Raw genomic sequence first — 22,171 nt, forward strand, 5'->3', positions numbered from 1 at the left:
TTTGAAAGAACCCGGTTCTTTTCCCGATAATCAGGACGACGTCCTGCGGCGCCGTGTGAAGGCCGAGCTCCGCAAACGTATGCGCGGCCTCCGGGCGGCCACGCCCGAGAGTGCGTGCGCCGAACGATCCGCGCGCATCGTGGCGCGCCTGCGGGAGCGGCCGGAGCTCGGGTCGGCCCGCGGGGTCGCCCTCTTCTGGCCCATCACCACGCGGCACGAGGTCGATCTGCGCGCGCTCGACGCGGAGCTTCGGGCGAAAAATGTGCGTCTTTATTACCCGGCCATCGATCCGGAGTCGCTCGTCATGACCTTCAAAGAGGTGCGCGACGTGGCCACCCTCGAGGAGGCCGGTTTTGGCTTTGCCGAGCCCCCGGCCGACGCCTACGTGCCCGCCGCGGGGGAAATCGACGTGATCGTGGTGCCGGCGTTGGCGGTCGACGCGGCGGGGTATCGTATCGGCTACGGCAAGGGCTATTATGATCAGGCCCTCCCGCGTTTTGCACCCCCCGCCGTGACCATGGCCGTGGCTTTCGATTTTCAGCTCATTTCCGAAGTCCCGGTGACCCAAGGCGACGTGTCCGTCGATTGGGTCGTGACCGACGCGCGCCTTTTTCGCGCCGGGCAGGGTGGAGACTAGTGCTGCCGATCAGCGTCGAGCCGCTCTATCTGATCCTCTCCGGCACCGCGCTCGCGGCGGCAGCCGCCTACGGGTTGGCCCGTTCGAAGTACCAAGAAGCCTTCCTCCAAGAGGTGCGCGAGCGCGAGCCGCGGATTGACCGGGCCCGCGCCGAGGAGCGGGAGCGCTACGACAAGCTGGCGCGCGAAACGCGCGAGCAACTGGAAACCGCGCGCGACGAGGCGGAGGAACTGCGTCGCTCGCTCGATGCTGCACGCCAAAACGCAGAGACCGCGCGCCAGGTCGCCACCGTCGAGGCGCGCGAAATGGCTTTGCGGGCGATCGAAGAGGTGAAGGAGGAAGCGCGCAAGCTGGTGGAAGAGGCCGAGGGCCATGCCGAGACCGCGGAAAAGCGCGCGCAGACTCTGGAAAAAGGGGCTGCCCAAAAAGAAGAGCACCTGCAAAAGAAGGAAGAGGAGCTCGAGAAGCTGGAACAAGCGCTCTTGGCGAAGGAGACGAGCGCCATCCAGATGCAGCGCCAGGCCGCGGAGCTGGTGAACGCGCGCCGCGCGCGGCTGGAGGCGCTGGCGGGGCTGAGCGGCGAACAGGCGCGGCAAACGCTCATGTCCGAGGTGATGCACGACGTGCGCGAGGACATGGCCCGCGAGGTGAAGGCCATCGAGGAGGCCGCGCGCACGGAGGCAGAGTCCCGCGCCAAGCGCGTTTTGGGCATCGCCATCCAGCGCTACGCGGGCGAGAGCGTGCAAGAGCGCGCGGTCACCACCGTGCATTTGCCCAGCGACGACATGAAGGGCCGGATCATTGGCCGCGAAGGTCGCAACATCCGCGCGCTGCAAGAGGCTTGCGGGCTGGACATCATCATCGACGAAACGCCCGAGACGATTCTCATCAGCGGCTTCGATCCCGTGCGGCGTGAAGTCGCGCGCGTGGCACTCGAGCGCCTCGTTCAGGACGGCCGCATCCAGCCTTCGCGCATCGAGGAAGAGGTCGCGCGCGCGCAGCAAGAAGTGGAGAAGATGCTCGAGCAGATGGCCGAGCGCGCGATGATCGACCTGGGCGTTCTCCAGGTGCATCCGGAGATTCAAAAGCTGCTCGGGCGTCTGCACCACCGGTATTCGCTGGGGCAGAACGTTTTGCGGCATTCGTCCGAGACGGGTTTTCTCACGGGCATGATGGCCGTCGAGTTGGGACTCGACGAGCGGATCGCGCGCCGGGCGGGCTTTCTGCACGACATCGGCAAGGCCCTGAGCCACGAGCAGGAGGGCGGACACGCGGTCATCGGCGGTAAGTTCGCGCGCAAATACGGCGAGGACCCCATCGTGATCAACGCCATTGCGGCGCACCACGAAGACGAGCCGGTCACCAGCGTGTACACGCATTTGGTGACCGCGGCCGACGCCCTGAGCGGCGCCCGCCCCGGCGCCCGCCGCGAAGTCCTCGAGGGCTACATGAAGCGCCTCCACGATCTAGAACAGATCTCCTCCCGCTTCATCGGGGTAGAACGCGCCTACGCGCTGCAAGCCGGCAGAGAGGTGCGCGTCATCGTCGAACCCAGCGAGGTAAGCGACGCCGAAGCTGTGCTCTTGGCCCGCGAGATCTCGAAGAGAATTGAGAAAGAGATGAGTTACCCCGGCCAGATTCGGGTAACCGTCATTCGAGAGACAAGAGCGATCGATTACGCGAAATAGAGGCGGCGGCTAGAAGAACGCGCACGCGCACGTGTCACGATCACGTGCCACGATCACGTGTCACGATCACGATCACGTGTACGACGCACGTGCGCGTGCGCGTGCGCGTGCGCGTGCACGAAGACGATCACGATCACGATCACGATCACGTGTCACGATCACGTGGTCGTGCTCGTCTCACATGGTCGTGGTCGTGGTCGTGGTCGTGCACGCGCACGCGCTCGTTTCTCGTGATCGTGGTCGTGACTCGTGCGCGTGCGCGAAGAGGATCACGATCACGTGTCACGATCACGATCACGTTCACGATCACGAAGCGCCCCAACTCCCCCCGCACGCCATTGAGCCCCCACTATTTGCACTTCCACCCTTCCTTTTCCCCTCTTCTCAGAATGAGTGGTCGCATCAAATAATTCTTCATCCCGCAAATCTTGGCGCGTGCGGCCTCCATCGAAGTTTTGTCGCCCCCCGCCTCGTAAGCCAATTGAAAGACATACAGATCCTGCACGTCCTCGCGCTTCGCGATGTCCACCTTCCTCGCGAAGGCGATGGCCTCTTTCGTCTTTCCCTGGCGCGCGGCGAAAAAGGTCTCCAAGGCCGCGAGGCCGTCGTGATCGTTTTCCTGTTTGGCCAGTGTCTCGTACGAGGTACGTGCTTCGTTGGCCGCGGCCAGCGCCTTTGCACGCTTGTCGCGAGGGGCGGTCAAGGCCATCTCCAGCAGGATGTATGCGCGATCCCAGCGCTCGTGTAGCCGGAGCGCGGTCGTGTGCTTGGCGGGCAACGTCGCATGATCCAAGGTCGCGCGCATGGCGTCGACCTCGGCGAGTGCGCCCGGTAAGTCATCCTGCGCCCATTTCACCCACGTGAGCTCGTTGTGCAGCCAGAACTCGAGATCGTCGTCGGGGTGCGACTTTGCCTCGGGCACGAAGGCCGCGAGAAGCTTCTCCGCCTCGGCCACGTTCTCCAGCGCCACCGCGCTCGCCTTTTGGTACGCCGCATCGTAGCGATCGCGCAGCTTGACCGGCGGCGGCGCCGCGATGCGCTCCACGATGTCCTTCACGCGCTCGTTGGGAATGGGAATCGACAGATCGTAGTGGGCAATCTTCCATCTCCCTTCCTCGCGCACGACCACCCCGCTTCCGCGCGAGGGACCCAGGTTTCCGGTGTGCAAATCCTCGTCGAACCAGGCTGTCCGTCCGTCGGTCGCGATCGTGATTCCGCGGCGCGTCGCGCGAAAGCTCCACGCTTTTCCCTTTGCGAAATAAGGGTGCGCGAAGGCGCGAAAGGCGGCGACATCCCATCGCTCCGTGGCGTCGGTGCCGAGAAAGATCGCGTCGTTCGTGAAGTGCCCGAAGTACCGGGCCTCGTCGGCCTTTGCGGCTGCGTCATGCCAATCGTCGAGCATCGCACCGATGGCCCGCCTCTCCGTTTCGGCATCCACGGGAGTCGCAGGCGCCCTGGGCGGAGGCGCCTCTGCGCAGGCCGTGAGCAACAGAGAGAACGAAAGCCCGAGGACGTAAGTCAGCCGCACCCGTCCACTCTATCGGCAAACGAACGCGTAGAGCACGAATCGATCCGGTGGTTGCGGCGGGGCCTCGCCCAGAGGGACGAAGCATGCATCGGTGATTGCCGGATCGCCCGCGTGCCGCACGAAGGCTTCGCGGTTCCATGTCCAATCGGCGAAGTGCGTCATGCCGCGGGCACGCGCGAAGGCGGCCAGGCGGTGGGCATGGAACGCGGCCTTGGCCTCGTCGTCCACCACTCCGTCGAGGTTCACCACACGCACGTTCCGACCATCGGCGAAGTACGAGAGCGCCCCGCTTTGCAGCGCACCCACCACCGCCCCCGGTGGCGTCATGTCCAAAACGGCCAGCGCGGCCTCGCGGTAGCCTTTGGCTCCGTGCAGATCCTCGTCGGGGGTTCGCTCGGGGCGTGCGAGCACGTAGCCCACGTCGACGGCGCATGACACGGCGAGCACCAGGGCCGCGGCGTTGCGCGTCCAAGGCCATGCCCGATGCCGCATTTCCGCCAGATGCGCGAGCCCCACGGCCGCGAGCAGCGCGAGAGCCGCGTGGACTGGCGCGAGGTAGCGCGGGAAAAACCACAGGGCCGGCACGTAGAGCGCGTAAAAAGGAAACAGCAAAAGCGCCCCCGTGACGAATCCGGCGATGGGACGCGCCACGCGCGCACGCCACACGGCCGCGAGCAGGGCCGCGGTCCCTACGGGGGCCACCACCGCGGTCAGCCAGGTTTGCCGGTAGAAGAAGAGGCGCAGATCCAAGAGCCGCGCGCCCCATGGCTCCAGCACGGCACCGAGCGCCCACCCCATCTGGCCCAAGGTCGTCAAATACCGCGCCCGATGCTCGGCGACCTGCGCCCGCACCGCTTGTCCGCTCGTGGGCACGATGGTTCCGAGCCGCACGGCCTCGTACGCCCACCACGGCGCCAGCACCAGCCCGGCGCCCAGCGCCGCCCAGCCCAGCGCACGCACATCGCGCACACTCGTGAGCGCGAGCACCCCGAGAACGATGACCGCGTCCACGCGCGCGAGCAGTGCCAAGCCCGCCAATGCGCCGGTGAGGAGCCATGCCCCGCGGGTCGATCGCTCACGGGCCGCGCACCACGCCTCGACGCACGCGAGCTCACAGGCCACCGCGAGCGACGCCTCCAGCCCGCCCATCGCGTTCGCAATGGCCACCGGCGACAACGCCCAGAATGCACACGCACAGCATGCAGCTACTTCGCGCCCCGTCGCACGCCAGGCAAGGCGTGCGAGCAAGAGCGCACTCGCCACATCGGCGAGGATCAACAGGAACCACGCCCAGCGCAACGGCCCGATCGGATCGGCGGTCACCCAATAGGCGGGCGCGACCAAAAAGGCGATCAGCGGCTGGAAGCCGTTCGTCAGATGCGCGCCATCGATGGACGGTCCCCACCCGCGCGCGAGCCCTCGCGCAATGCCCAAGGTGTAATACGTGTCATCCGGCACGAAGAGCCGATCGAGCACGGTTGCATCGCGCACCACGAGCAGGAGCCGCAGCAACAGCCCCGCGGCCGCGATGGCCAGCACACGTTCACGTGTCCGCGTCAGTTGCGGCGCGGCTTCTTTCGGCACTTTGGACAGACGCCGTACATCTCGTGCTTGTGGCTCTTCAGCTCGAAGCCGTACTGCGCCGCCACTTCTTCTTGCAGATCCTCGATGCGCGGCTCCTCGAACTCCGTGATTTCACCGCACTCGATGCAGATCAAATGGTCGTGGTGGTGCGAGTCGTCGGCCAGCTCGTAGCGGGTGAGGCCGTCGCCGAAGCGGCGCTCGAAAGCGACGCCGCACTCCGTGAGGAGCTTCAACGTGCGGTACACGGTGGCATAGCCGACGCGCGGATCCTGCGTGCGCACTTGAGCCAAAAGCTCCTCGATGCTCACGTGGTTGGGCGCCTGGAAAAAGGTCTCGATGATGAGGCGGCGCTGATCCGTCGAGCGCAGCCCTTTCTTGGCCATGTGCGCGTGGAGCAACTGCCGGAAATGTTCCAGGCTCGCCTGCGCGTGGCGATTATCGGTCGGATGCTCCATCTTCGTCGCCATCAGCCTTATCTATCATGTCGCTGTCCTCACTGCTCGCGTCAAGGCAAGCTTCATGGACCAGCTCGTCCAGGCCGCAATTGATTTTCGTTTGCGTCTAAAAGTCGCCTTATTTAGGGGCGTTCGACCGGGAGGCCATCGGATTCCCAGCCGAGAAATCCTCCTTCGAGAAACGCCACGGCAACATCTTGCTCGGCAAGGCGGGCGGCGAGCTCTTTGGACTTGTCACCTGCGCGGCAATAGAGGACGGGCCGGTCGGCAAGCATGTACAGCTCCGCGAGGCGGCTTTCGATCTCCTCGAGCGGCATGTGCGCGGCGCCGGGGATGTGAGCCCGGTCATAGGCGCCTTTGTCGCGCGTGTCGACGGCGGTGACCATGCCTTGGCGGATGGCCTCGGCCAATTCGAGCGGCTTGATGGCTCCTTCCGCGCGCGGCAAGAAGGGCTCGACCATCGCGAGCATTTGCTTTTTGCCGATGGCGCCAACCTGCACGTCGACGATGCGTTGCTGGGCGAACACCATGAAGGTGGGAACGGATTGAACGCGCAGCTCGCGCGCGAGCATCGGCGAGCGGTCGATGTCGACCTTCACCACTTTGACCTTGCCGGCGTTCTCGCGTGCGAATGCCTCGACTTGCGGGGCGATTTGCTTGCAGGGTGCACACCAGTCGGCGGAAAATTCGATGAGCACGGGCAGCTCGCTGGTGAGCACCTCCCGTTCGAACTCGCGCTCGCTCACCTGCACGATGGCCGAGTCGCCCGCCGGCGCTCGCCCACCTGCAGGCCCCGCAGGCCCACCTGCAGGTCGCGCTGGCGCTGCGCCACGCGCGCCGAGCTGAACCGCACCACCGACTGACTTCTTCCCACCGAGAATCGACATGGGCCCCACGATAACCACCGCGGCCCGAGAATTCATCTCCTTGTTAGACGCGCAGCCGCGGATCCAGTGTGTCGCGCAGGGCCTCGCCCACGAGATTGAGCGAGGAGACGACGGCGAAGACCGCGAGCCCGGGCACGACCAGGAGCCACCATGCACCGCTGTAGTCGCGGAGCTCGCTCAGCATCTCGCCCCACGAGGCGGTGCCCGGGGGAACGCCGACCCGAAGGAACGAAAGGGATGCCTCGATGAGGACGACCTGGGCAATGCCGAACATGGCGGCCACGACGATGGGCGCACGCGCATTCGGGATGATGTGACGAAGCAGGACCCGCCACGGAGAGGCTCCGAGGGCACGTGCCGCGGTGACGTAGTCGTTCGACAGCACGACGAGCACCTCGGCGCGAACGAGGCGGGCAATCTCCGGCCAGCGCGCGAGCGCGATGGCGACGAACAAGGTGGTGCGCGTGGGGTGGGGGAGGAGCGCCTGCACCACCAGGACGAGCACCAACGTGGGAAACGAGCTCAAAATTTCGATGGTGCGCGACACCAGCCCGTCCACGATGCCGCCGAGAAAGCCCCCCAGGGCACCGAGCACGCTCCCCACCGCGAGAAACGCGACCACCGCGAAGAGCGCCACGCCGAACGAGGTGCGCGTGCCATGAATGACCCGCGCGAGCACGTCGCGCCCGCGACCATCCGTTCCGAGCGGGTGCGCACGCCGCGCGAACGGTGGAAGGAGCGCATCGCCCTTCGACTCCTGCGCAGCACCGTAGGGAACGAGCGGCCCGAAGGCCCAATCGTCGGGAGCCATTTGCCCGGACGCGCGCGCCTCGACGAAGGGGCGAAGCTCCGATGGGTGCGTGATGTTGGGCAGGATGTACGTCGTGCCAGAGACGCGGCAAAGTATGGGAAATTCACTGGCGACGAGATCCGCGACCACCGCGAGAAACGCGAAGAACGCGAGCACGATGGCGCCGGCGAACGCCAGGCGCGATTGCCGGAGCCGCGCCATGGCCGCACGCGCACCGCCCCCCGGCGCGAGCATGCTGGACGGCGGTCCCGATGACGGAGGTGCGCCGCTCGCGGCGCCCGACTTTCCACGCAGCGGTGTGGCGCCCTTCCTCACGCGTGCGATCCTTCGCGCCGCAGAAAGAGCTCGCGCACGCGCGGGTCGAGCAGCGCGTAGGCGAGATCGCTCACGATGAGGCCGACCGTGGAGACCACCGCAGTGAGCAAGATGGTGGCGATGAGCCACGCATTGTCGTGCCCATCGACCGCGCGCAGCGATTGATAACCGAGCCCCGGCACGGCGAAGACCTCCTCGACGATGAAGGCGCCGCCGATGAGCACGGGCAGCTGCAGCCCGGCCAAGGTGACCGTGGGCATCATCGCATTGCGCAGGGCATGCACCACGAGGACGCGCAGCTCCGACACGCCTTTTGCGCGGGCGGTGCGCACGTAGTCGAGCCCGAGCACCTCGAGCATCGCCGTGCGCTGGTAACGCGAGAGGCTCGCCAGCGACGCCACGGTGAGCGCCAGCGCCGGCCATACGATGCGGCCCGCCGAGCCGGGCGGCATCACGCGGACGAAGATCTCCGCGACCCAGAACGTGGGCAGCGAATACAAGACGAAGAGCACCAACGCGAGCGTGCGATCGACGGCCCTGTTGTGGCGCCACGCGCTGAGCAGGGCGAGCGGCAGCGCGATGAGGTAGCTCGCGAGCATGGCCAGCCCGGTGAGCGAAAAGGTGATCTCCGCGCCGGCCATCAGCTTGGGAAAAATGGGCCGGTTGTCGATGGGGCTCACGCCGAACTGCCCCAGCGCGGCCCGCGCGAGCCACTTGCCGTAGCGCGTCTCGCTCACCGCCGCCGTGATGCGCTCCGGCCCGGTGAACGCGACGTAGTCGCTCTTGTGCACGTACCACCACGCGAGCCACGCGTCCGCCGTTTGCCGAGGATCGGCCTGCGCCTCTCGCGTTACGTCGGGCGTCTCGACGGAGCGGCCCGTGGCGTGGGCAGCGAGCTCGGAGAGCCTCAGGATGGTGCTCTTGTCGCGGAGATCCTTCAGGGCAAGCATGATCTCGCTGAGCGCGAAGGTGTCGATCTCGATGATGTCGCGCTCGCGCAGCTCGCTGGTGTGGCGCAAGAGGCGTGAAACGGTGCGTCGCACCGAGGGCTCGGTGAAGTCGAGCGAGCGATCCTCCCAGAAGCGCGTCCAAAACGCCGCCGCCCGCTCGGGATCGCGCAGTTCGGAAGCCTGCCCCACGCCCATGCGCTCGCCGATGGGCGCCAGCGCGAGGGCGACTTTGGTTCGTGCGGCGGGCGCGAGCCGATCGAACTTGGGCAACACGTGCGGAAGCGCCGCGCCACCGAGGCGGGCCAGGGTGTGGGCGGCCAGAAGCGCGTGCGGATCGTCCGCGGCGATGTGCGTGACGGCGTCTTCCGTGCGCGAGCGCACGTCGGCCGGGTGCTCGTTGACGAAGCGGGGAAGGTCCAGAAAGCGCTCGCGCCGCTCTTCGTCGAGCGCATCGTACACGGCGGGGTCGAGCGCGACCAGCGCCTCGGGCGAGGCGATGGCGGGGGGCTCCGGGATGAGGCTCGTCAACAAAAAGACGATGACGCTGATCCCGAACAACGTCGGAATCGCCCAGAGAAGCCGCCGGGTCGAAAACCTTAGCATCGCCTCGTCGAAGCCCCTTGCGCGTGTCTTCGCATTGGGAAAACACTTCTTATCATGAGCTCTGCAACCTTCGAGGATCTGAAAACCGTCGTGCAGGCGTGGATCGAGGCAGACCCCGATCTCGAGACCCAAGCCGAGCTCCGCGCCCTTTTGGCCGCGGCCGATCCAAAGGGGACGGATCTGGCCGACCGATTCGCGGGTGCGCTCGAATTTGGTACCGCGGGGCTTCGCGGCGTGCTGGGCGCGGGGCCGAATCGCATGAACCGCGCGGTCGTGATCCGCACCACGTGGGCGCTGGCGCAGTACCTGTTGGCGCAAAAGGTCGACGCGGAGAAACGCGGCGTGGTCATCGGCTTCGATGGACGGAAGATGAGCCGCGAGTTTGCATCCGAGGTGGCCAGCGTTTTGGCGGCCGAGGGCATTCCGTCGCACGTGTTCGAGGGCCTCGTGCCCACGCCGCTCGCGGCCTTCGCCGTGACGCACCTTTCGGCGGCCGCGGGCGTGATGATCACGGCGAGCCACAACCCGCCCGAGTTCAACGGGTACAAGCTCTACTGGGGCGACGGTGCGCAGATCGTGCCGCCCATCGACGTGGATATCGCCAACTTGATCCTGCGCGCACCCGCCGCCCGGAACGTCCGCCGTGTGCCGCGCGCCGAGGCCGAAAAGAGCGGTCTTTACCGCGCCCTGGATGGCACCGTCGAGCGCGCCTACCTCGACGCCGTGCGCGGCTTGGAGGTGAACCCCGGGGGCGCCCGCGATTTGCGCATCGTCTACACGCCGCTTCACGGCGTGGGCGATCATCTGCTCCGCGCGGCCTTGGCCGAGGCGCGCTTCACCAACGTGACCTCGGTGCCCGAGCAGCAGAAGCCCGACGGTGCCTTCCCCACGGTGGCCTTTCCCAACCCGGAGGAACACGGCGCCATGGATCTGGCCTATGCGCTCGCGCGCAAGCAAAAGGCCGACTTGGTGCTGGCCAACGACCCCGACGCCGACCGGCTCGCGGTGGCCATTCCGCACGCGGCATCGCCCACCGGGTACTTGCAGTTTACAGGTAACCAGGTCGGTGTGTTGCTGGGGCATTACCTGCTGACGGAGCGTAAGGTTTCGCAAGACCAGAAGCGCCTGGCGCTGGCTTCGCTGGTCTCGTCACCGATGCTGGGAACCATCGCGCTGGCGTTGGGCGTGCGCTACGAGGAGACGCTGACCGGCTTCAAATGGATCGCGCACCGCGCGATGGACCTGGAGAAGGAGGGCTACACCTTCGTCTTCGGCTACGAGGAGGCCATCGGCTACACGGTGGGCGACGTCGTTCGCGACAAGGACGGCGTCAGCGCCGCCGTGATCCTCGCCGAAATGGCGGCGGTCCTCAAAGAACGCGGCCGCACCCTCGGCGACGAGTTCGAGCTTCTGGCGCGCAAGTACGGCCTCTTCGTGAGCGGGCAAATCAACGTGACCCGCAAAGGCGCTGCCGGTGCAGAAGAAATCCGCACCATGATGACGCGGCTGCGCGAAAACCCGCCCGAGCGCGTCGGCGCGCTGAACGTGGTCGCCGTCGTCGACATCGCCGCCGGAACGCGCCGCCAAGTCGCCGACGGCAAGGTCGAGCCCTTCCATTTGCCCAAGAGCAACGTCATCGTCCTGGAGCTCGCGAGCCGCAGCCGCATCATCGTGCGCCCCAGCGGCACGGAGCCCAAGATCAAGGTTTACATCGACCTGCGCGAACCCGTCCTCGAAAGCGAACCCTTCTCCGAAGCGGAGAAGCGCGGCCAAGCCACACTTACGGCGCTCGGCAACAGCTTCAAAGCTATTCTGGGGATTTGACGATTCGAATCGTGCGCGTTTCATACGGCGGCTCGACGATCGGAAAATCGTCGATGCCATCGTAGATCGCATCGATGGATATTTCCGCTTCGCAGACGGTGAATCCGCCGGAGGTGGCGCGTTGCCAACTCCATTCGACGGGGCCGCGGCGATAGATCTGAACGTGTTTTTCGTTCTGAGAGACCAGCACGTACTCTTGCAGTGAGGAGAGCTGGGTGTACCGGCTCACTTTGAGTGTCTTGTCGATGTGCTCCGTGCTCGGCGAAAGGATCTCGAAGAGTGCACGCGGATTCACCAGCGCCCGGCCACGAATTGGGTCGTAGCGAGCAGGCTCGCACGTGACGATGACATCCGGGGCGAAGGCATCGTCCGTTGCTTCGATGTAGACACCCATCGGCCCCACGACACGGCATCGGCCAGCAAGAGCGTTCCCTATCCTGTGGATCAAAGAACCCATCAGGAATGCGTGCCTTCCCGAAGGCTGGTTCATTGCCACGATGCGCCCATTGAAGAGCTCGTAACGACGTTCGTCTGGAGGCGTCATGTCGCAGAACTCTGCGAACGTGACGCGCTGCCTCGGGTCTGCCGCTCGGCTCATGCTCCGACTCCCTCTGGACAGGATACCCCCGCTTGGCGTCGAGGCTACTCCTGGTACATCGCCTCGATTTGGGCGGCCCAGTTTTGATTCACGACGCGGCGTTTGACCTTCAAGGTCGGCGTGAGCTCGCCGTCCTCCATCGAGAGGGGGCGGGGGAGGATGATGAACTTCTTCACCGTTTCGACCTTGGCCAGATTGGCGTTGGTCTCGTCGATGCCCTTTTGGATCGCGGCGCGGATTTCGGCGCTCTCGTGGAGGCTGCCGTTGGCGGTGATGCCGCGCTCTTTGGCGAAGGCGCTCGCCGCGTCGGGATCCAAGGTGACGAGTGCGGTGAGGTACTTGCGGCGGTCGCCGATGACGATGGCTTCCGACACCAAGGGGTGCGTCTTGATGCTCTCCTCGATGTTCTTCGGCGTGATGTTCTTGCCGCCCGCGGTGATGAGAATCTCCTTCTTGCGGCCGGTGATGTTCAGGAACCCCTCGGAGTCGAAGACCCCGAGATCGCCCGAGTGCAGCCAGCCATCGATGAGACTCTCGCGCGTGGCCTCCTCGTCCTTGTAGTAGCCCATGAAGACGTTGCGGCCGCGCACCAGGATTTCGCCGTCGGGCGCGATCTTCGACTCGACGCCCGGGAAGGCGCTTCCCACCGTGCCGAAGCGGATCTTGCCCGGCTGGTTGAACGTCGTCGGGCCGGTGTCCTCGGACTGCCCGTAGACCTCTTGGACGACGATGTCGATCGACGCGAAGAACTCGAGCACGTCTTTGCCGATGGGCGCCGCGCCCACCACGAAAATGCGCGCGCGGCCCAAGCCGATGGCCGGCTTCAGCTTGGAGAACACCAGGCGCGTGGCGATCGCGTGACGAAGGCGCAAAAGCGCCGGCGGCTCCTGGCCTTTGCACACGTGTGCCGAGTACTCGGTGGCCGTACGGCGCGCGAACGCGAGGATCTTCTTCTTCGCCCCTTTGGCCTCGGCCATCTTGGCCGAAATGCCCGCGTGCATCTTTTCCCAGATGCGCGGCACGCCCAGGAAGATGGTCGGCTGCACCTCTTTCAGGTTGTCCGCCACCTTGTCGATCGACTCGGCGAAGTACACGCTCGCGCCCGACGAGATGGGCAAGTGCAGCGTGAACATCTGCTCCGCGATGTGGGGCAGCGGCAGGTACGACAGGCTCGAATCGCCCGGCTTGCAGGGAACGACCTTCAAGGCCTGCTCCGCCGTCCATGCCAGATTGTCGTGCGAGAGCATCACGCCCTTGGGCGGGCCCGTCGTGCCCGACGTGTAAATGAGCAGCGCCAGCCCGCCCGGCTTCAGCGCGTGCAGGCGCTCGTCGAACGTCGCATCGGTGACGTCCTTGCCCTTGGCGAGAAAGGCCTCCCACGACAGCACGCGGTCGTCGCCCGGCGAAGGCCCGCCGCGCATCACCACCACGTGGCGAAGCTTGGGCATGTTGCCCCATTGGGACTTCACCTTCTCCCAATGGCCGGCCGTCTCGATGAGGAGCACGGGCGATTCGGCGTGGTCCACGATGTACTGGATCTCCGTGGCCGACGAGGTGGCATACACGCCGGCGGCGGCGCCCCCCACGGCCATGGTGGCCAGATTCATGATGACCCACTCGGGCCGGTTGAAGCCCAGAATGGAGACGGTGCCTCCTGGCGAAAGACCCAAGGCTATCAAAGACTTACCAGCGGTTTTCACCTGCTCGGCATAGGTCTTCCAGCTCGAGGGTTGGTAGACGCCCCCCTTCTTCTCATAGTAGGCGGGTGCGTCGGGTCGGATTCTCGCTTGGTTGAAAAGTCTGTCGACGACGGTCTCTGCCACGCGTCCACCTTACGAGAAGTTTGGAAGCCCGCCTTGACAAAGTGCTCGCTGTTGAGGATAAACCCGCCTCCCGCATCCTCGTAGCGTTCTAAACGTCGAACCTGCTTTCTACCTCGGCCTTACTAGCCGGCGCCTGGGGCAGGTACCTACGGGAGCGATTCTAAAGGTGACGGCCATGCCGAAGATGAAGACCAATAAAGCTGCCTCCAAGCGATTCCGCGTCAGCGGAACGGGACGCGTTCGTCGTCCCAAGCAGGGCGGCAACCACGGGATGCAGGAAAAATCACGCAAGCGTCTGCGCCGCCTTCGCAAGAACGACATGGTGGACAAGACGCTCCAGAAGAAGATCCGCAGTCTTCTTCCCTACGGCTGATTCTGGCAGCAGCAAGTTTTAGCCATCAGTCAATCAGTCACGTAGGCCGCTGATTTCGACCTTATCAGGAGCATCCTATGCCGCGCGCAAAACGAGGATTCAAGGCACGTCGCCGTCGTAACCGTATTCTGAAGCACGCTTCGGGCTTCCATAGCGCCCGCTCGCGCCTCTTCGCCTATGCGAAAGAGGTCGTGATGAAGGCGTGGGTTTATGCCTACGCCCATCGCAAGCGCAAGAAGCGTGATTTTCGCCGTCTCTGGATCGCCCGCATCAACGCCGCCGCCCGCACCAACGGGACGAGCTACTCGCGCTTGGTGCACGGCCTCAAGAGCGCCAAGGTCGGTCTCGACCGCAAGGTGCTGAGCGATCTCGCCATCACGGACGCAGCCGCGTTCCAGCAGATCGTCGATCTCGCGAACAAGAGCACGCCCGTCGCAAAAGCTGCAACGAAGTAGCGATTGCCCAAGATCGGCGTCGCCAAAAGCGAGCCTCGGCGTGTATTAAGGGCTCGTTATGTCCGAAGGCGCAATTTCGCCGGTCCAATCGAATCTCCTCGCATCGCTCGACGCACTCCGCACTGATTTTGCGCGCCGGTTCGAGGCCGCCACCACCGAACAGGTCCTTCGCGAGGAAAACGCGAAGATCCTCGGGAAGAAGGGCGAGCTCACCCAAATCCTGAAGCAGATGGGCAGTGTCCCCGGTGACCAACGAAAGGCCATCGGGGAACGCGTCAATACGCTGCGCAAGGAAGTGGAGGATGCCTTCGCCGCTCGGCTGGCGGCCATCGCACGCGCGAAACGCGAAGCGGATCTGCACGCGCCGCCGTTCGACCTCACGTTGCCCGCTCGGGAGGCGCTGCCGCTCGGGCACCGGCATCCCATCACGCGGATGCGCGAAGACCTGGTGACCATCTTCCGGTCGCTGGGCTTTGCCGTGCACGACGGGCCGGACGTCGACCTCGAGGAGAACAACTTCACCAAGTTGGGCTTCCCGCCGGATCACCCGGCCATCGACGAGCAAGACAGCTTCTGGACGACGTCGGGCCACGTGTTGCGTACGCACACGAGCAACGTGCAGGTCCACGCGATGATGGGGCAGAAGCCTCCGTTCGCATTCATTGCGCCGGGCACCTGCTACCGCCGCGACGACGACGTGACGCACTCGCCGATGTTTCATCAAATCGAGGGCTTCCTCGTCGACGAGAAGGTGACTCTGACGCAGCTTCGCGGCGTTTTGTCCGAGTTTGCAGCGCGCTTGTACGGCGAAGGCACCAAGGTGCGCTTCCGCGCCAGCTACTTCCCGTTCGTGGAACCGGGGGCCGAGGTCGACGTGCAATGCGTCTTCTGCAAGCAGCCCGACGGCACGAACAAGGGCTGCAACGTGTGCAAGCACTCGGGCTGGATCGAGATTCTCGGCTGCGGAATGATCGATCCGCGCGTCTTCGAAGCGTGCGGGATCGACTCCGAGCGGTACACCGGCTTTGCCTTCGGCATGGGCATCGAGCGCGTGGCGATGCTTCGCTACGGCATCCCGGACATCCGCCTGCTGTTCGAAAACGATCCGCGTTTCTTGGCGCAATTCTAATAGAACGAGACAAACGAGACAGAGGAAGAACCGATGCTTGCCTCGTATCAGTGGCTAAGGTCGCTCGTGCCGCAGTTGACGGCCTCGCCGGAGGACGTCGCGGCGCGCCTGACATCCGCAGGCCTGGAGGTGGAAGGCCTCACCGCGTACGGCGCGGGAAGCGAATCGTGCATCATCGTGCGCGTCGTCTCCATGCGGCCGCACCCGAATCGCGCGAACCTGCGCCTGGTGACGGTGGATCGCGGCGGTGGAGCGGCGCACGAGGAACTCGTGTGCGGTGCGCCCAACGTGCCCGATCCGGGCGGCCTCGTGGTGCTCGCACCGCTGGGCACGCACCTGCCGGCGAAGGGGCTCACGCTCGAGAAAAAGGCCATCGGCGGAATCGAAAGCGCCGGCATGCTCGTGAGTGAGTCCGAGCTCGGCCTCTCGGAGGATCACGATGGCATCATCGTGCTGCCGCCGGATTTCGCGCCGGTGGGCACGCGTTTCTCGGACGCGGTGCCGGAGGCGCGCGATACGATTTTCTCCATCGGTGTGACGCCGAATCGGCCCGATGCGTTGGGCCATGTCGGCATCGCGCGCGAAGTGGCGGCGCTCTTCGGCTTCCCGTGGTCGCCGCCCGAGCCGAAGCTGCCCGAACCTCTGCGTGGAAAGTCGGCCGTCGCAAGCGACGGACCTCCGGTGCGCGACGACGCGACCAAAATGGACTCGCTGGTGCGCGTCCGCATCGAGGACGGCGAACGGTGCGCCCATTACGGGACGGCGCTTTCGCTGGGCGTTACGATTCGGCCTTCGCCGCTGGGCATTCGCTACCGCCTTTCGGCGCTCGGTGTGCGGCCGATTTCGAACGTGGTCGATGTCACGAACATCGTCATGCTCGAGTTCGGGCACCCGCTCCACGCGTTCGATTTGGATCTCGTGCGCGGTGCGGAAATCATCGTGCGACGTGCGCGTCCGGGCGAAACGATGCGCACGCTCGACGACAAGGAGCATCAGCTCACCGACGACGATCTCGTCATCGGCGATGCCGAAGGCCCCACGGGGCTGGCCGGAGTCATGGGCGGTGCGCACAGCGAAATTCGCGCGACCACGAGCCGCGTGCTCATCGAGTGCGCCTACTTCGACGCCCGCGGCGTGCGGCGAACGTCGCGGCGGCACGGCTTCCACACGGAGGCGAGCCATCGCTTCGAGCGCGGCGTCGATCCGGGCGACACGCGCGCCGTGCTCACGCGCGCGGCGGTGCTCATGCAGGAGCTGGGCGGCGGTACCGTGCTCTCCGAGGTGCGGCTCACCACGGCGCGGGAGATCCCGGCGGCGGTGGTGCGGCTTCGTCTCTCGCGGGTGGATCAGCTCATTGGCGTGCACATCGCGCAGGACGAGGTCACCGGCATCCTCAAGCGACTCGGCTTCGTCCTCGACGGCCAGGAGGGCGACACGCTGGTCCTCAAGGTGCCCACGCACCGGCCGGATGTGACGCGCGAGGTGGACATCATCGACGACATCGCCCGCATCCGCGGCCTGGAGACCTTGCCGGCGGTTCTTCCGCCGATGCATCCGCGCCTCGACGTGGGCGGGCAAGAAGAGGCCGTGCGCCGTGCGCGTGCGGCGGCGGTGGAGCTCGGGCTCTCCGAGGCGCTGACCTTCCGCTTCATCGCGCGTCGCTGGCTCGAGGCGGTGGGCGCACCGGCGCCCGCCCTCACGGTGGCGAACCCCATGTCGGAGCGCGAGAGCGTCATGCGCACGTCGCTCCTGCCGGGGCTTTTCGAGGCGGTCTCGCGCGCCTCGCGTCACGGCGAGCACGATGTGCGGATGTTCGCCATCGGGCCGGTATTTCTTGCTGCGCCGGCGTCGGACAAGGCGCCGCCGGCCGAGGAGCGGGTGACGTTCGCGGCGGTGCTCTCGGGCGACCGGCCGAGCTACCTCACGAAGCCCGTCGCGTACGACGTGTGGGACGCGAAGGGCGTGGCCCTCGGGTGGCTCACGCGCATCACGGGCGGTCGCGAGGCCAGCGCGGTGCGCGCCGAGGAAAGCGAGCGGCCGCACCACCTGCACCCGCGCGGTGCCGCGTTCCTGCTGCTCGACGGCGAGCGCGTGGGCAATTTCGGTCCGGTGCATCCCGACGTGGCGGACGCGTTCGAGCTGCCGCAGGGCGCCCTCGCGATCGAGATCGACCTGGCGAAGATCCTCGCCGGCGGCCGGCGTGAGCCGAAGTACACGCCCATCCCGCGCTTCCCCGCCAGCGTGCGCGATCTCGCGGTGGTCGTGCCCGACGGCATTTCCGCGGGCGACGTGGAGCGCGCGGTGCGTGAAGCCGCGGGCGCGCTGGGCGAGTACGTGACGCTCTTCGACCGATACGTCGGCGGCGGCGTTCCGGCGGGCCATGCAAGCCTGGCGTTTCGCATCGTCTACCGCGTTGCAGACCGCACGCTCACCGACGCGGAGGTCGACGCGCAGCACACGAAGGCCATCGAAACGGTACAAGCTCGCTTTGGGGCTACGTTGCGCGCATAATCGCGTCGCCCATGCGTCATGGCGAATCCCTCCCCGAATGATCCCTGGATTGGGGCGGTCCTGGCGGATCGCTACCGGTTGACTCGGTCGCTCGGATCAGGCGGCATGGGAAGCGTGTACGCCGCCACGTCCCTCGAGACGGGGCAATCGGTGGCCATCAAAGTGCTGCACCGGGAATTCCTCTCCGATGCGGGGGTGCTCTCGCGCTTCCTGGAGGAAGGGCGTACCTGCCAAAAGCTGGTGCACCCGAACATCGTGCGCGTGTTCGGCACGGGCCACGCGCGCGTGGATGACGCCTCCCAAGCGCATGCCGAGCTGCCATTCTTGGTGATGGAGCTCCTCGAGGGCGTGCCTCTCAGCGCGTACACGAAGAACGGCGGTCGGGTGCCGCTAGCGCAAGCTGTGCCCATCGTTCAAGCCGTGCTCTTCGGCCTGGCCGCCGCCCACGCCGAGGGCATCGTGCACCGCGATTTGAAGCCGGAGAACGTCTTTCTGGCGCGCGAACCCAATGGGCAATTCATCGTGAAGATCCTCGACTTCGGCATCGCCAAGGTGATGGACGAAGCGGGCGGCATGGGAAAAAAGACGAGCACGGGCATGCTCCTCGGGACGCCCGCGTACATGAGCCCGGAGCAGATCAAGAACTCCAAGGACGTGGACCCGCGTTCGGATCTGTTTTCACTGGGCGTGCTCTTTTACGAGATGCTCGCGGGCGGCCCGGCTTTTCCCGCACCCAACGAATTTGCGAAGCTGTCCGCCGTTCTGACGATGGAGCCGGAGCCCATCGAGCGCATCGATTCGAAGCTCGCGTTTCTCGCGCCGTTCATTGCACAATCGATTGCCAAGGATCGCCAGCAGCGATTTCAATCGGCCGCGGCCATGATGCATGCCTTGGCGGCGGTGCTGGGGCACGATTCAGGAACGGGCCCGCAAGCGGGTCCTGGGGTTTCGCGAAGCCGTGCGCAGGCGCAGCCGCTCTCGCAGCTTCCCGAGGTGCCTTTTACGGCCACGGCGCGGGTGGCGCAGACGCCGTTCACGGGCGGTGCGCCGCCGCGCGCATCGGAGAAACCACCGTCGATCATCGCGAGCGAGGCGATCATTTCCGCGTCCCCCATTCCGATGCCTCCTCGGGCAAGCCCGGCCCCGCAAGCCGTGCCTGCGGCGGCACCTGCCCCGCGCGCGGAGCCTGGGGTCGGAACGCTCGCCAGTGCGGGGGCGGGCATTACGGAGGCGCGCCGGCGCCTCTTGGATATGCCGATTTCGTCGAGCGATACGCTGGCGAGTGCCCGAGGGAATCAGCATCCCGTGCACGAGCCTCCGCCGCAGGTGGTGCTGGTGGCGCCGTCCTCCGGCTCCGGTGCACTGTCATCGGGTGACTCGCGCGGCGTTGCGCCTTGGGTCGTTGCGGCGTTGGTGGCGGCGGCGCTGCTAGCCGGCTTTATTCTGGGTTTCGCCGTCGCCCGGGCGATGTAGCCCATGCTAGCTTAGGACTGCCATGACAGATTCGGTCGATCCGCGTTATCTCGAGCTCTTTCCCGCGTGGCTTCGCTCGCTGGGCGAGGATGTCGCGGCCTTCGGCGAGATCATCCAAGGTGGATATTCGGAGCCGGTCAAACAATACGCGGCGGCCGGATTGAATTACCTCTTCAAGTCGCTCGACTTGATCCCCGACGGCATCGACGATCTCGGGTTCTGCGACGACGCATTCGTGCTTCGCGTGGCGGCATCGCTCGCCATCGCAGAAGACGCGGCGGCCCAAGACGGGACGTTGGGGCGTCTGGCCAGCGACACCGAGGCATTGCGCGATTTCCTGGGCGAAGATTACGACCGCCTCGAGGCCTACGTGAAAACGCTGCGCAAGGGCGCCGCGCGCGGCCGCACCGTGGAAGACATTCTGAGCGACGAGACGATCCGCGCTTCGTTCCTGAACGAGGTGACCGCGTGGTCGCAGGCCTTTCAGCCGCCCACGTTTACGCGCGATCCAAAGACCCTGATCAAACTGCGCGCCTTCTTGAGCGCGAAGCTCCCGTGACGCTCCCAGAAGGTTGAACAGGGAGGCGGGGAGACGGGGAGTTTTTTTTGTTTTCAATCAGCCCAATGCGCTGAATTGAAAACCAACGAAACAGCGTTCCGCGCCGGCCGTGCCGAAAGTCCTCCCCGCCTCCCCGTCTCCCTGTTCAATCTTCAGGGATTGCGGCTTTCGGGGCCGTAGTTGGCTTTGGCGGTGATGTGCGGGGTGTTGGGCTGCCCGTGCATGTTCTCCATGAGCTCTTGCAGGAGATCGCGCACTTCGGGTTTGCCCTTGAGATGGTTCAACAGCAGCGTCGACACCTCGCTGAAGGCCTTCTCGAAGGCGAGGCCTTCGCGCGTGCGGGCGGCGACCTTTTCGCGGCCCTGCGCCAGATCTTCCTCGAGCGCCTCGGCGTAGCGTGACAGCTGCGCGCGCAGCTCTTCGATTTGGCGGCGCAGGTCGCGGGCGTGCGCGTCCTTGATGCCCGCCTTCTGCTCGCGTTCGGCGAGGTGCTCTTTGCGTGCCTCCACCAGCGCGGCGGCAGCGCCCGAGCGCTCGAACGTTGCACGAAGCTGGATCATGCTCAGACCCTGCGTGAGTGCACTCTCGGCTTGCGCTCTCGCGGAGGCCGCGGCGCGTTCGGCGACTTGCACCAGCTCGCGAATGCGCGCTGCCTCGTGCTGCTCGCTCGTCACGTCGCGCAGTGCACGCGATTCCTCGTGCGCGAGCTCCTCCACCTTTCGACCGATCTCCGCACGCAGCGCGCGACCGCGTCGCTCCAGCGACTCCAGCTTGCGCGTGTGGCTTGCCACCTCGCCCTCGAGACGACTTGCACGCGCCGCCAGATCCCACGCTTGCGCGACCGCGGCCTGCAGATCCGCAGGCGCATTCGCCGAAGGGTAGGCACGGCTCACCATGCGCGAGAACAACGCTGCGCGATTCGCCCACTCCGTCACGCCCGGTGACTGCGGCGGGGGAGGCGGCGGCGGCGGTGCGAGCTCGCCCACCGTGTTCACCTCCCACGCCGTGCTCGGAATCGAGCGCTGGAGCGACTTCAGCTCCTCGTGCAGGTGGTGCGCATCCTGGAAGCGCTTGCGCCGATCCTTCTCGAGCAGCTTCAGCACGATGACTTCCGCCGCGGGAAGCACGTCCGGCTTGATGGCGCGCGGCTTCGGCGCGGCCTGTGCGCGCTGCATCTCGAGCAAGGTCTCGCGATCGCTCGAGCGGAAGGGCAACTGACCGGTGAGCATCTCGAAAAAGAGAATGCCCAGCGCGTAAAGATCGCTCTGCGGTACGGCCTCTTCGCCGCGGGCCTGCTCCGGCGACATGTACTCGGGCGTCCCGAACACCGCGCCTTTGGGCGCGAGGCGCGGATCCATCGCCAGGTGCGCGAGCCCGAAGTCGAGGATCTTCACGAAGTCTTTCCGACCTCCGCGCGTCGAGAGCAAAATGTTGTCGCTCTTCAGGTCGCGGTGGACGACGCCCAAATCGTGGGCGCGTGCCAGGGCGGCGGTCATCTGCTCGAGGATGTCCAGGCTTCGCGCCAGGGCCATCGGCCCGCGCGCCAGCTCCGTCGAGAGGGCCGTGCCGACGAGGTATTCCATGACGAGATAGAGCTCGCCCTCCTCGGTTTCGCCGATGTCGTGAATGTCGATGATGTGCGCATGATCGACGCGGTTCGCGGCGCGCGCTTCGCGCAACATCCACGCGCGCAAGTGCGTCTCGCCGCGCAGATCAGGCCTGATGAGCTTCAGCGCGACGAGCCGATCGATCAGTACGTGGCGCGCGCGGTAAACGACGCCCATTCCACCTTCGCCGGCGCGCGCTTCCAGTCGATAGCGTCCAGCCACGACGCGCCCCAGCATCGGGTCGGCGGGTTTTGCGGAGGAGGGCGTACGATGAGGCTGCGGCTGATTCACTCCGGTCGAGCCTAGCAGCCCTGACCCGCACAAACCAAGCGTGCCGACACCTTCATGGACGTCTCGCCGA

General features: G+C 65.9%; 18 protein-coding genes. 9 read left to right on the top strand and 9 right to left on the bottom strand.

Translation table 11 applies throughout. The features are described 5' to 3' along the window. The first annotated feature begins 79 nt into the window (after positions 1 to 79). Together LZC95_07280 and rny are read left to right on the top strand one after the other, a co-directional pair. On the top strand, positions 80 to 637 hold the full coding sequence (locus tag LZC95_07280; GenBank protein ID WXA96636.1) for a 5-formyltetrahydrofolate cyclo-ligase: 558 nt from the start codon (positions 80 to 82) through the stop codon (positions 635 to 637). Further along, positions 637 to 2,325: a ribonuclease Y gene (gene rny / locus LZC95_07285; protein WXA96637.1), complete on the top strand. Its 1,689-nt coding sequence runs from the start codon at positions 637 to 639 to the stop codon at positions 2,323 to 2,325. The genes LZC95_07280 and rny overlap by 1 nt, the downstream gene beginning before the upstream one ends. Before the next feature lie 349 nt (positions 2,326 to 2,674). Here the strand turns inward: rny and LZC95_07290 are convergent, their stop codons facing one another. From LZC95_07290 to LZC95_07315, 6 genes are all read right to left on the bottom strand, one after another. Beyond that, complete coding sequence (locus LZC95_07290; protein WXA96638.1) at positions 2,675 to 3,853, bottom strand: nuclear transport factor 2 family protein; 1,179 nt, start codon at positions 3,851 to 3,853, stop codon at positions 2,675 to 2,677. A gap of 9 nt (positions 3,854 to 3,862) precedes the next feature. Beyond that, a complete protein-coding gene (locus LZC95_07295; GenBank protein ID WXA96639.1) occupies positions 3,863 to 5,437 on the bottom strand; it encodes a hypothetical protein in 1,575 nt (524 codons plus the stop codon). After that, complete coding sequence (locus tag LZC95_07300) at positions 5,410 to 5,904, bottom strand: transcriptional repressor (GenBank protein ID WXA96640.1); 495 nt, start codon at positions 5,902 to 5,904, stop codon at positions 5,410 to 5,412. The genes LZC95_07295 and LZC95_07300 overlap by 28 nt, the downstream gene beginning before the upstream one ends. Positions 5,905 to 6,014: 110 nt before the next feature. Beyond that, a complete protein-coding gene (locus tag LZC95_07305) occupies positions 6,015 to 6,779 on the bottom strand; it encodes a thioredoxin domain-containing protein (protein ID WXA96641.1) in 765 nt (254 codons plus the stop codon). Between the two features lie 43 nt (positions 6,780 to 6,822). After that, positions 6,823 to 7,905 carry an ABC transporter permease gene (locus tag LZC95_07310; protein WXA96642.1) on the bottom strand — a complete coding sequence of 361 codons (1,083 nt, stop codon included), beginning with the start codon at positions 7,903 to 7,905 and terminating at the stop codon, positions 6,823 to 6,825. Beyond that, complete coding sequence (locus tag LZC95_07315; protein ID WXA96643.1) at positions 7,902 to 9,458, bottom strand: ABC transporter permease; 1,557 nt, start codon at positions 9,456 to 9,458, stop codon at positions 7,902 to 7,904. Before LZC95_07315 ends, LZC95_07310 begins: the two co-directional genes overlap by 4 nt. 54 nt (positions 9,459 to 9,512) lie before the next feature. On the opposite strand from LZC95_07315, the gene LZC95_07320 reads away from it, so the two are divergent. Beyond that, a complete protein-coding gene (locus LZC95_07320) occupies positions 9,513 to 11,282 on the top strand; it encodes a phospho-sugar mutase (protein WXA96644.1) in 1,770 nt (589 codons plus the stop codon). On the opposite strand, the gene LZC95_07325 is transcribed toward LZC95_07320, so the two are convergent. Continuing rightward, positions 11,266 to 11,826 carry a Uma2 family endonuclease gene (locus LZC95_07325; protein WXB00308.1) on the bottom strand — a complete coding sequence of 187 codons (561 nt, stop codon included), beginning with the start codon at positions 11,824 to 11,826 and terminating at the stop codon, positions 11,266 to 11,268. The genes LZC95_07320 and LZC95_07325 overlap by 17 nt on opposite strands. A gap of 98 nt (positions 11,827 to 11,924) precedes the next feature. Next, on the bottom strand, positions 11,925 to 13,703 hold the full coding sequence (locus LZC95_07330; protein ID WXA96645.1) for an AMP-dependent synthetase/ligase: 1,779 nt from the start codon (positions 13,701 to 13,703) through the stop codon (positions 11,925 to 11,927). A gap of 175 nt (positions 13,704 to 13,878) precedes the next feature. Between LZC95_07330 and rpmI the strand changes: the two genes are divergently transcribed. The 6 genes from rpmI to LZC95_07360 all read left to right on the top strand — a co-directional run bounded on the left by rpmI (position 13,879) and on the right by LZC95_07360 (position 20,203). Next, a complete protein-coding gene (rpmI, locus tag LZC95_07335; protein ID WXA96646.1) occupies positions 13,879 to 14,076 on the top strand; it encodes a 50S ribosomal protein L35 in 198 nt (65 codons plus the stop codon). A gap of 77 nt (positions 14,077 to 14,153) precedes the next feature. Continuing rightward, the gene (gene rplT / locus LZC95_07340) at positions 14,154 to 14,531 is read left to right on the top strand and encodes a 50S ribosomal protein L20 (GenBank protein ID WXA96647.1); all 378 of its coding nucleotides are present in this window, start codon (positions 14,154 to 14,156) and stop codon (positions 14,529 to 14,531) included. Positions 14,532 to 14,589: 58 nt separating this feature from the next. Next, the gene (gene pheS / locus LZC95_07345; GenBank protein ID WXA96648.1) at positions 14,590 to 15,660 is read left to right on the top strand and encodes a phenylalanine--tRNA ligase subunit alpha; all 1,071 of its coding nucleotides are present in this window, start codon (positions 14,590 to 14,592) and stop codon (positions 15,658 to 15,660) included. Between the two features lie 33 nt (positions 15,661 to 15,693). Continuing rightward, a complete protein-coding gene (gene pheT / locus LZC95_07350) occupies positions 15,694 to 18,171 on the top strand; it encodes a phenylalanine--tRNA ligase subunit beta (GenBank protein ID WXA96649.1) in 2,478 nt (825 codons plus the stop codon). Between the two features lie 18 nt (positions 18,172 to 18,189). Next, positions 18,190 to 19,644 carry a serine/threonine protein kinase gene (locus LZC95_07355; GenBank protein WXA96650.1) on the top strand — a complete coding sequence of 485 codons (1,455 nt, stop codon included), beginning with the start codon at positions 18,190 to 18,192 and terminating at the stop codon, positions 19,642 to 19,644. Positions 19,645 to 19,666: 22 nt separating this feature from the next. Beyond that, entirely contained in the window at positions 19,667 to 20,203 is a 537-nt protein-coding gene (locus LZC95_07360; protein ID WXA96651.1) for a DUF1232 domain-containing protein, read from the top strand. A 152-nt stretch (positions 20,204 to 20,355) separates the two neighbouring features. On the opposite strand, the gene LZC95_07365 is transcribed toward LZC95_07360, so the two are convergent. After that, a complete protein-coding gene (locus LZC95_07365; GenBank protein ID WXA96652.1) occupies positions 20,356 to 22,032 on the bottom strand; it encodes a protein kinase in 1,677 nt (558 codons plus the stop codon). Positions 22,033 to 22,171 lie beyond the last annotated feature (139 nt).

The organism is Sorangiineae bacterium MSr12523 (assembly GCA_037157775.1).
Classification (GTDB): Bacteria; Myxococcota_A; Polyangia; order Polyangiales; family Polyangiaceae; genus Pendulispora; species Pendulispora brunnea.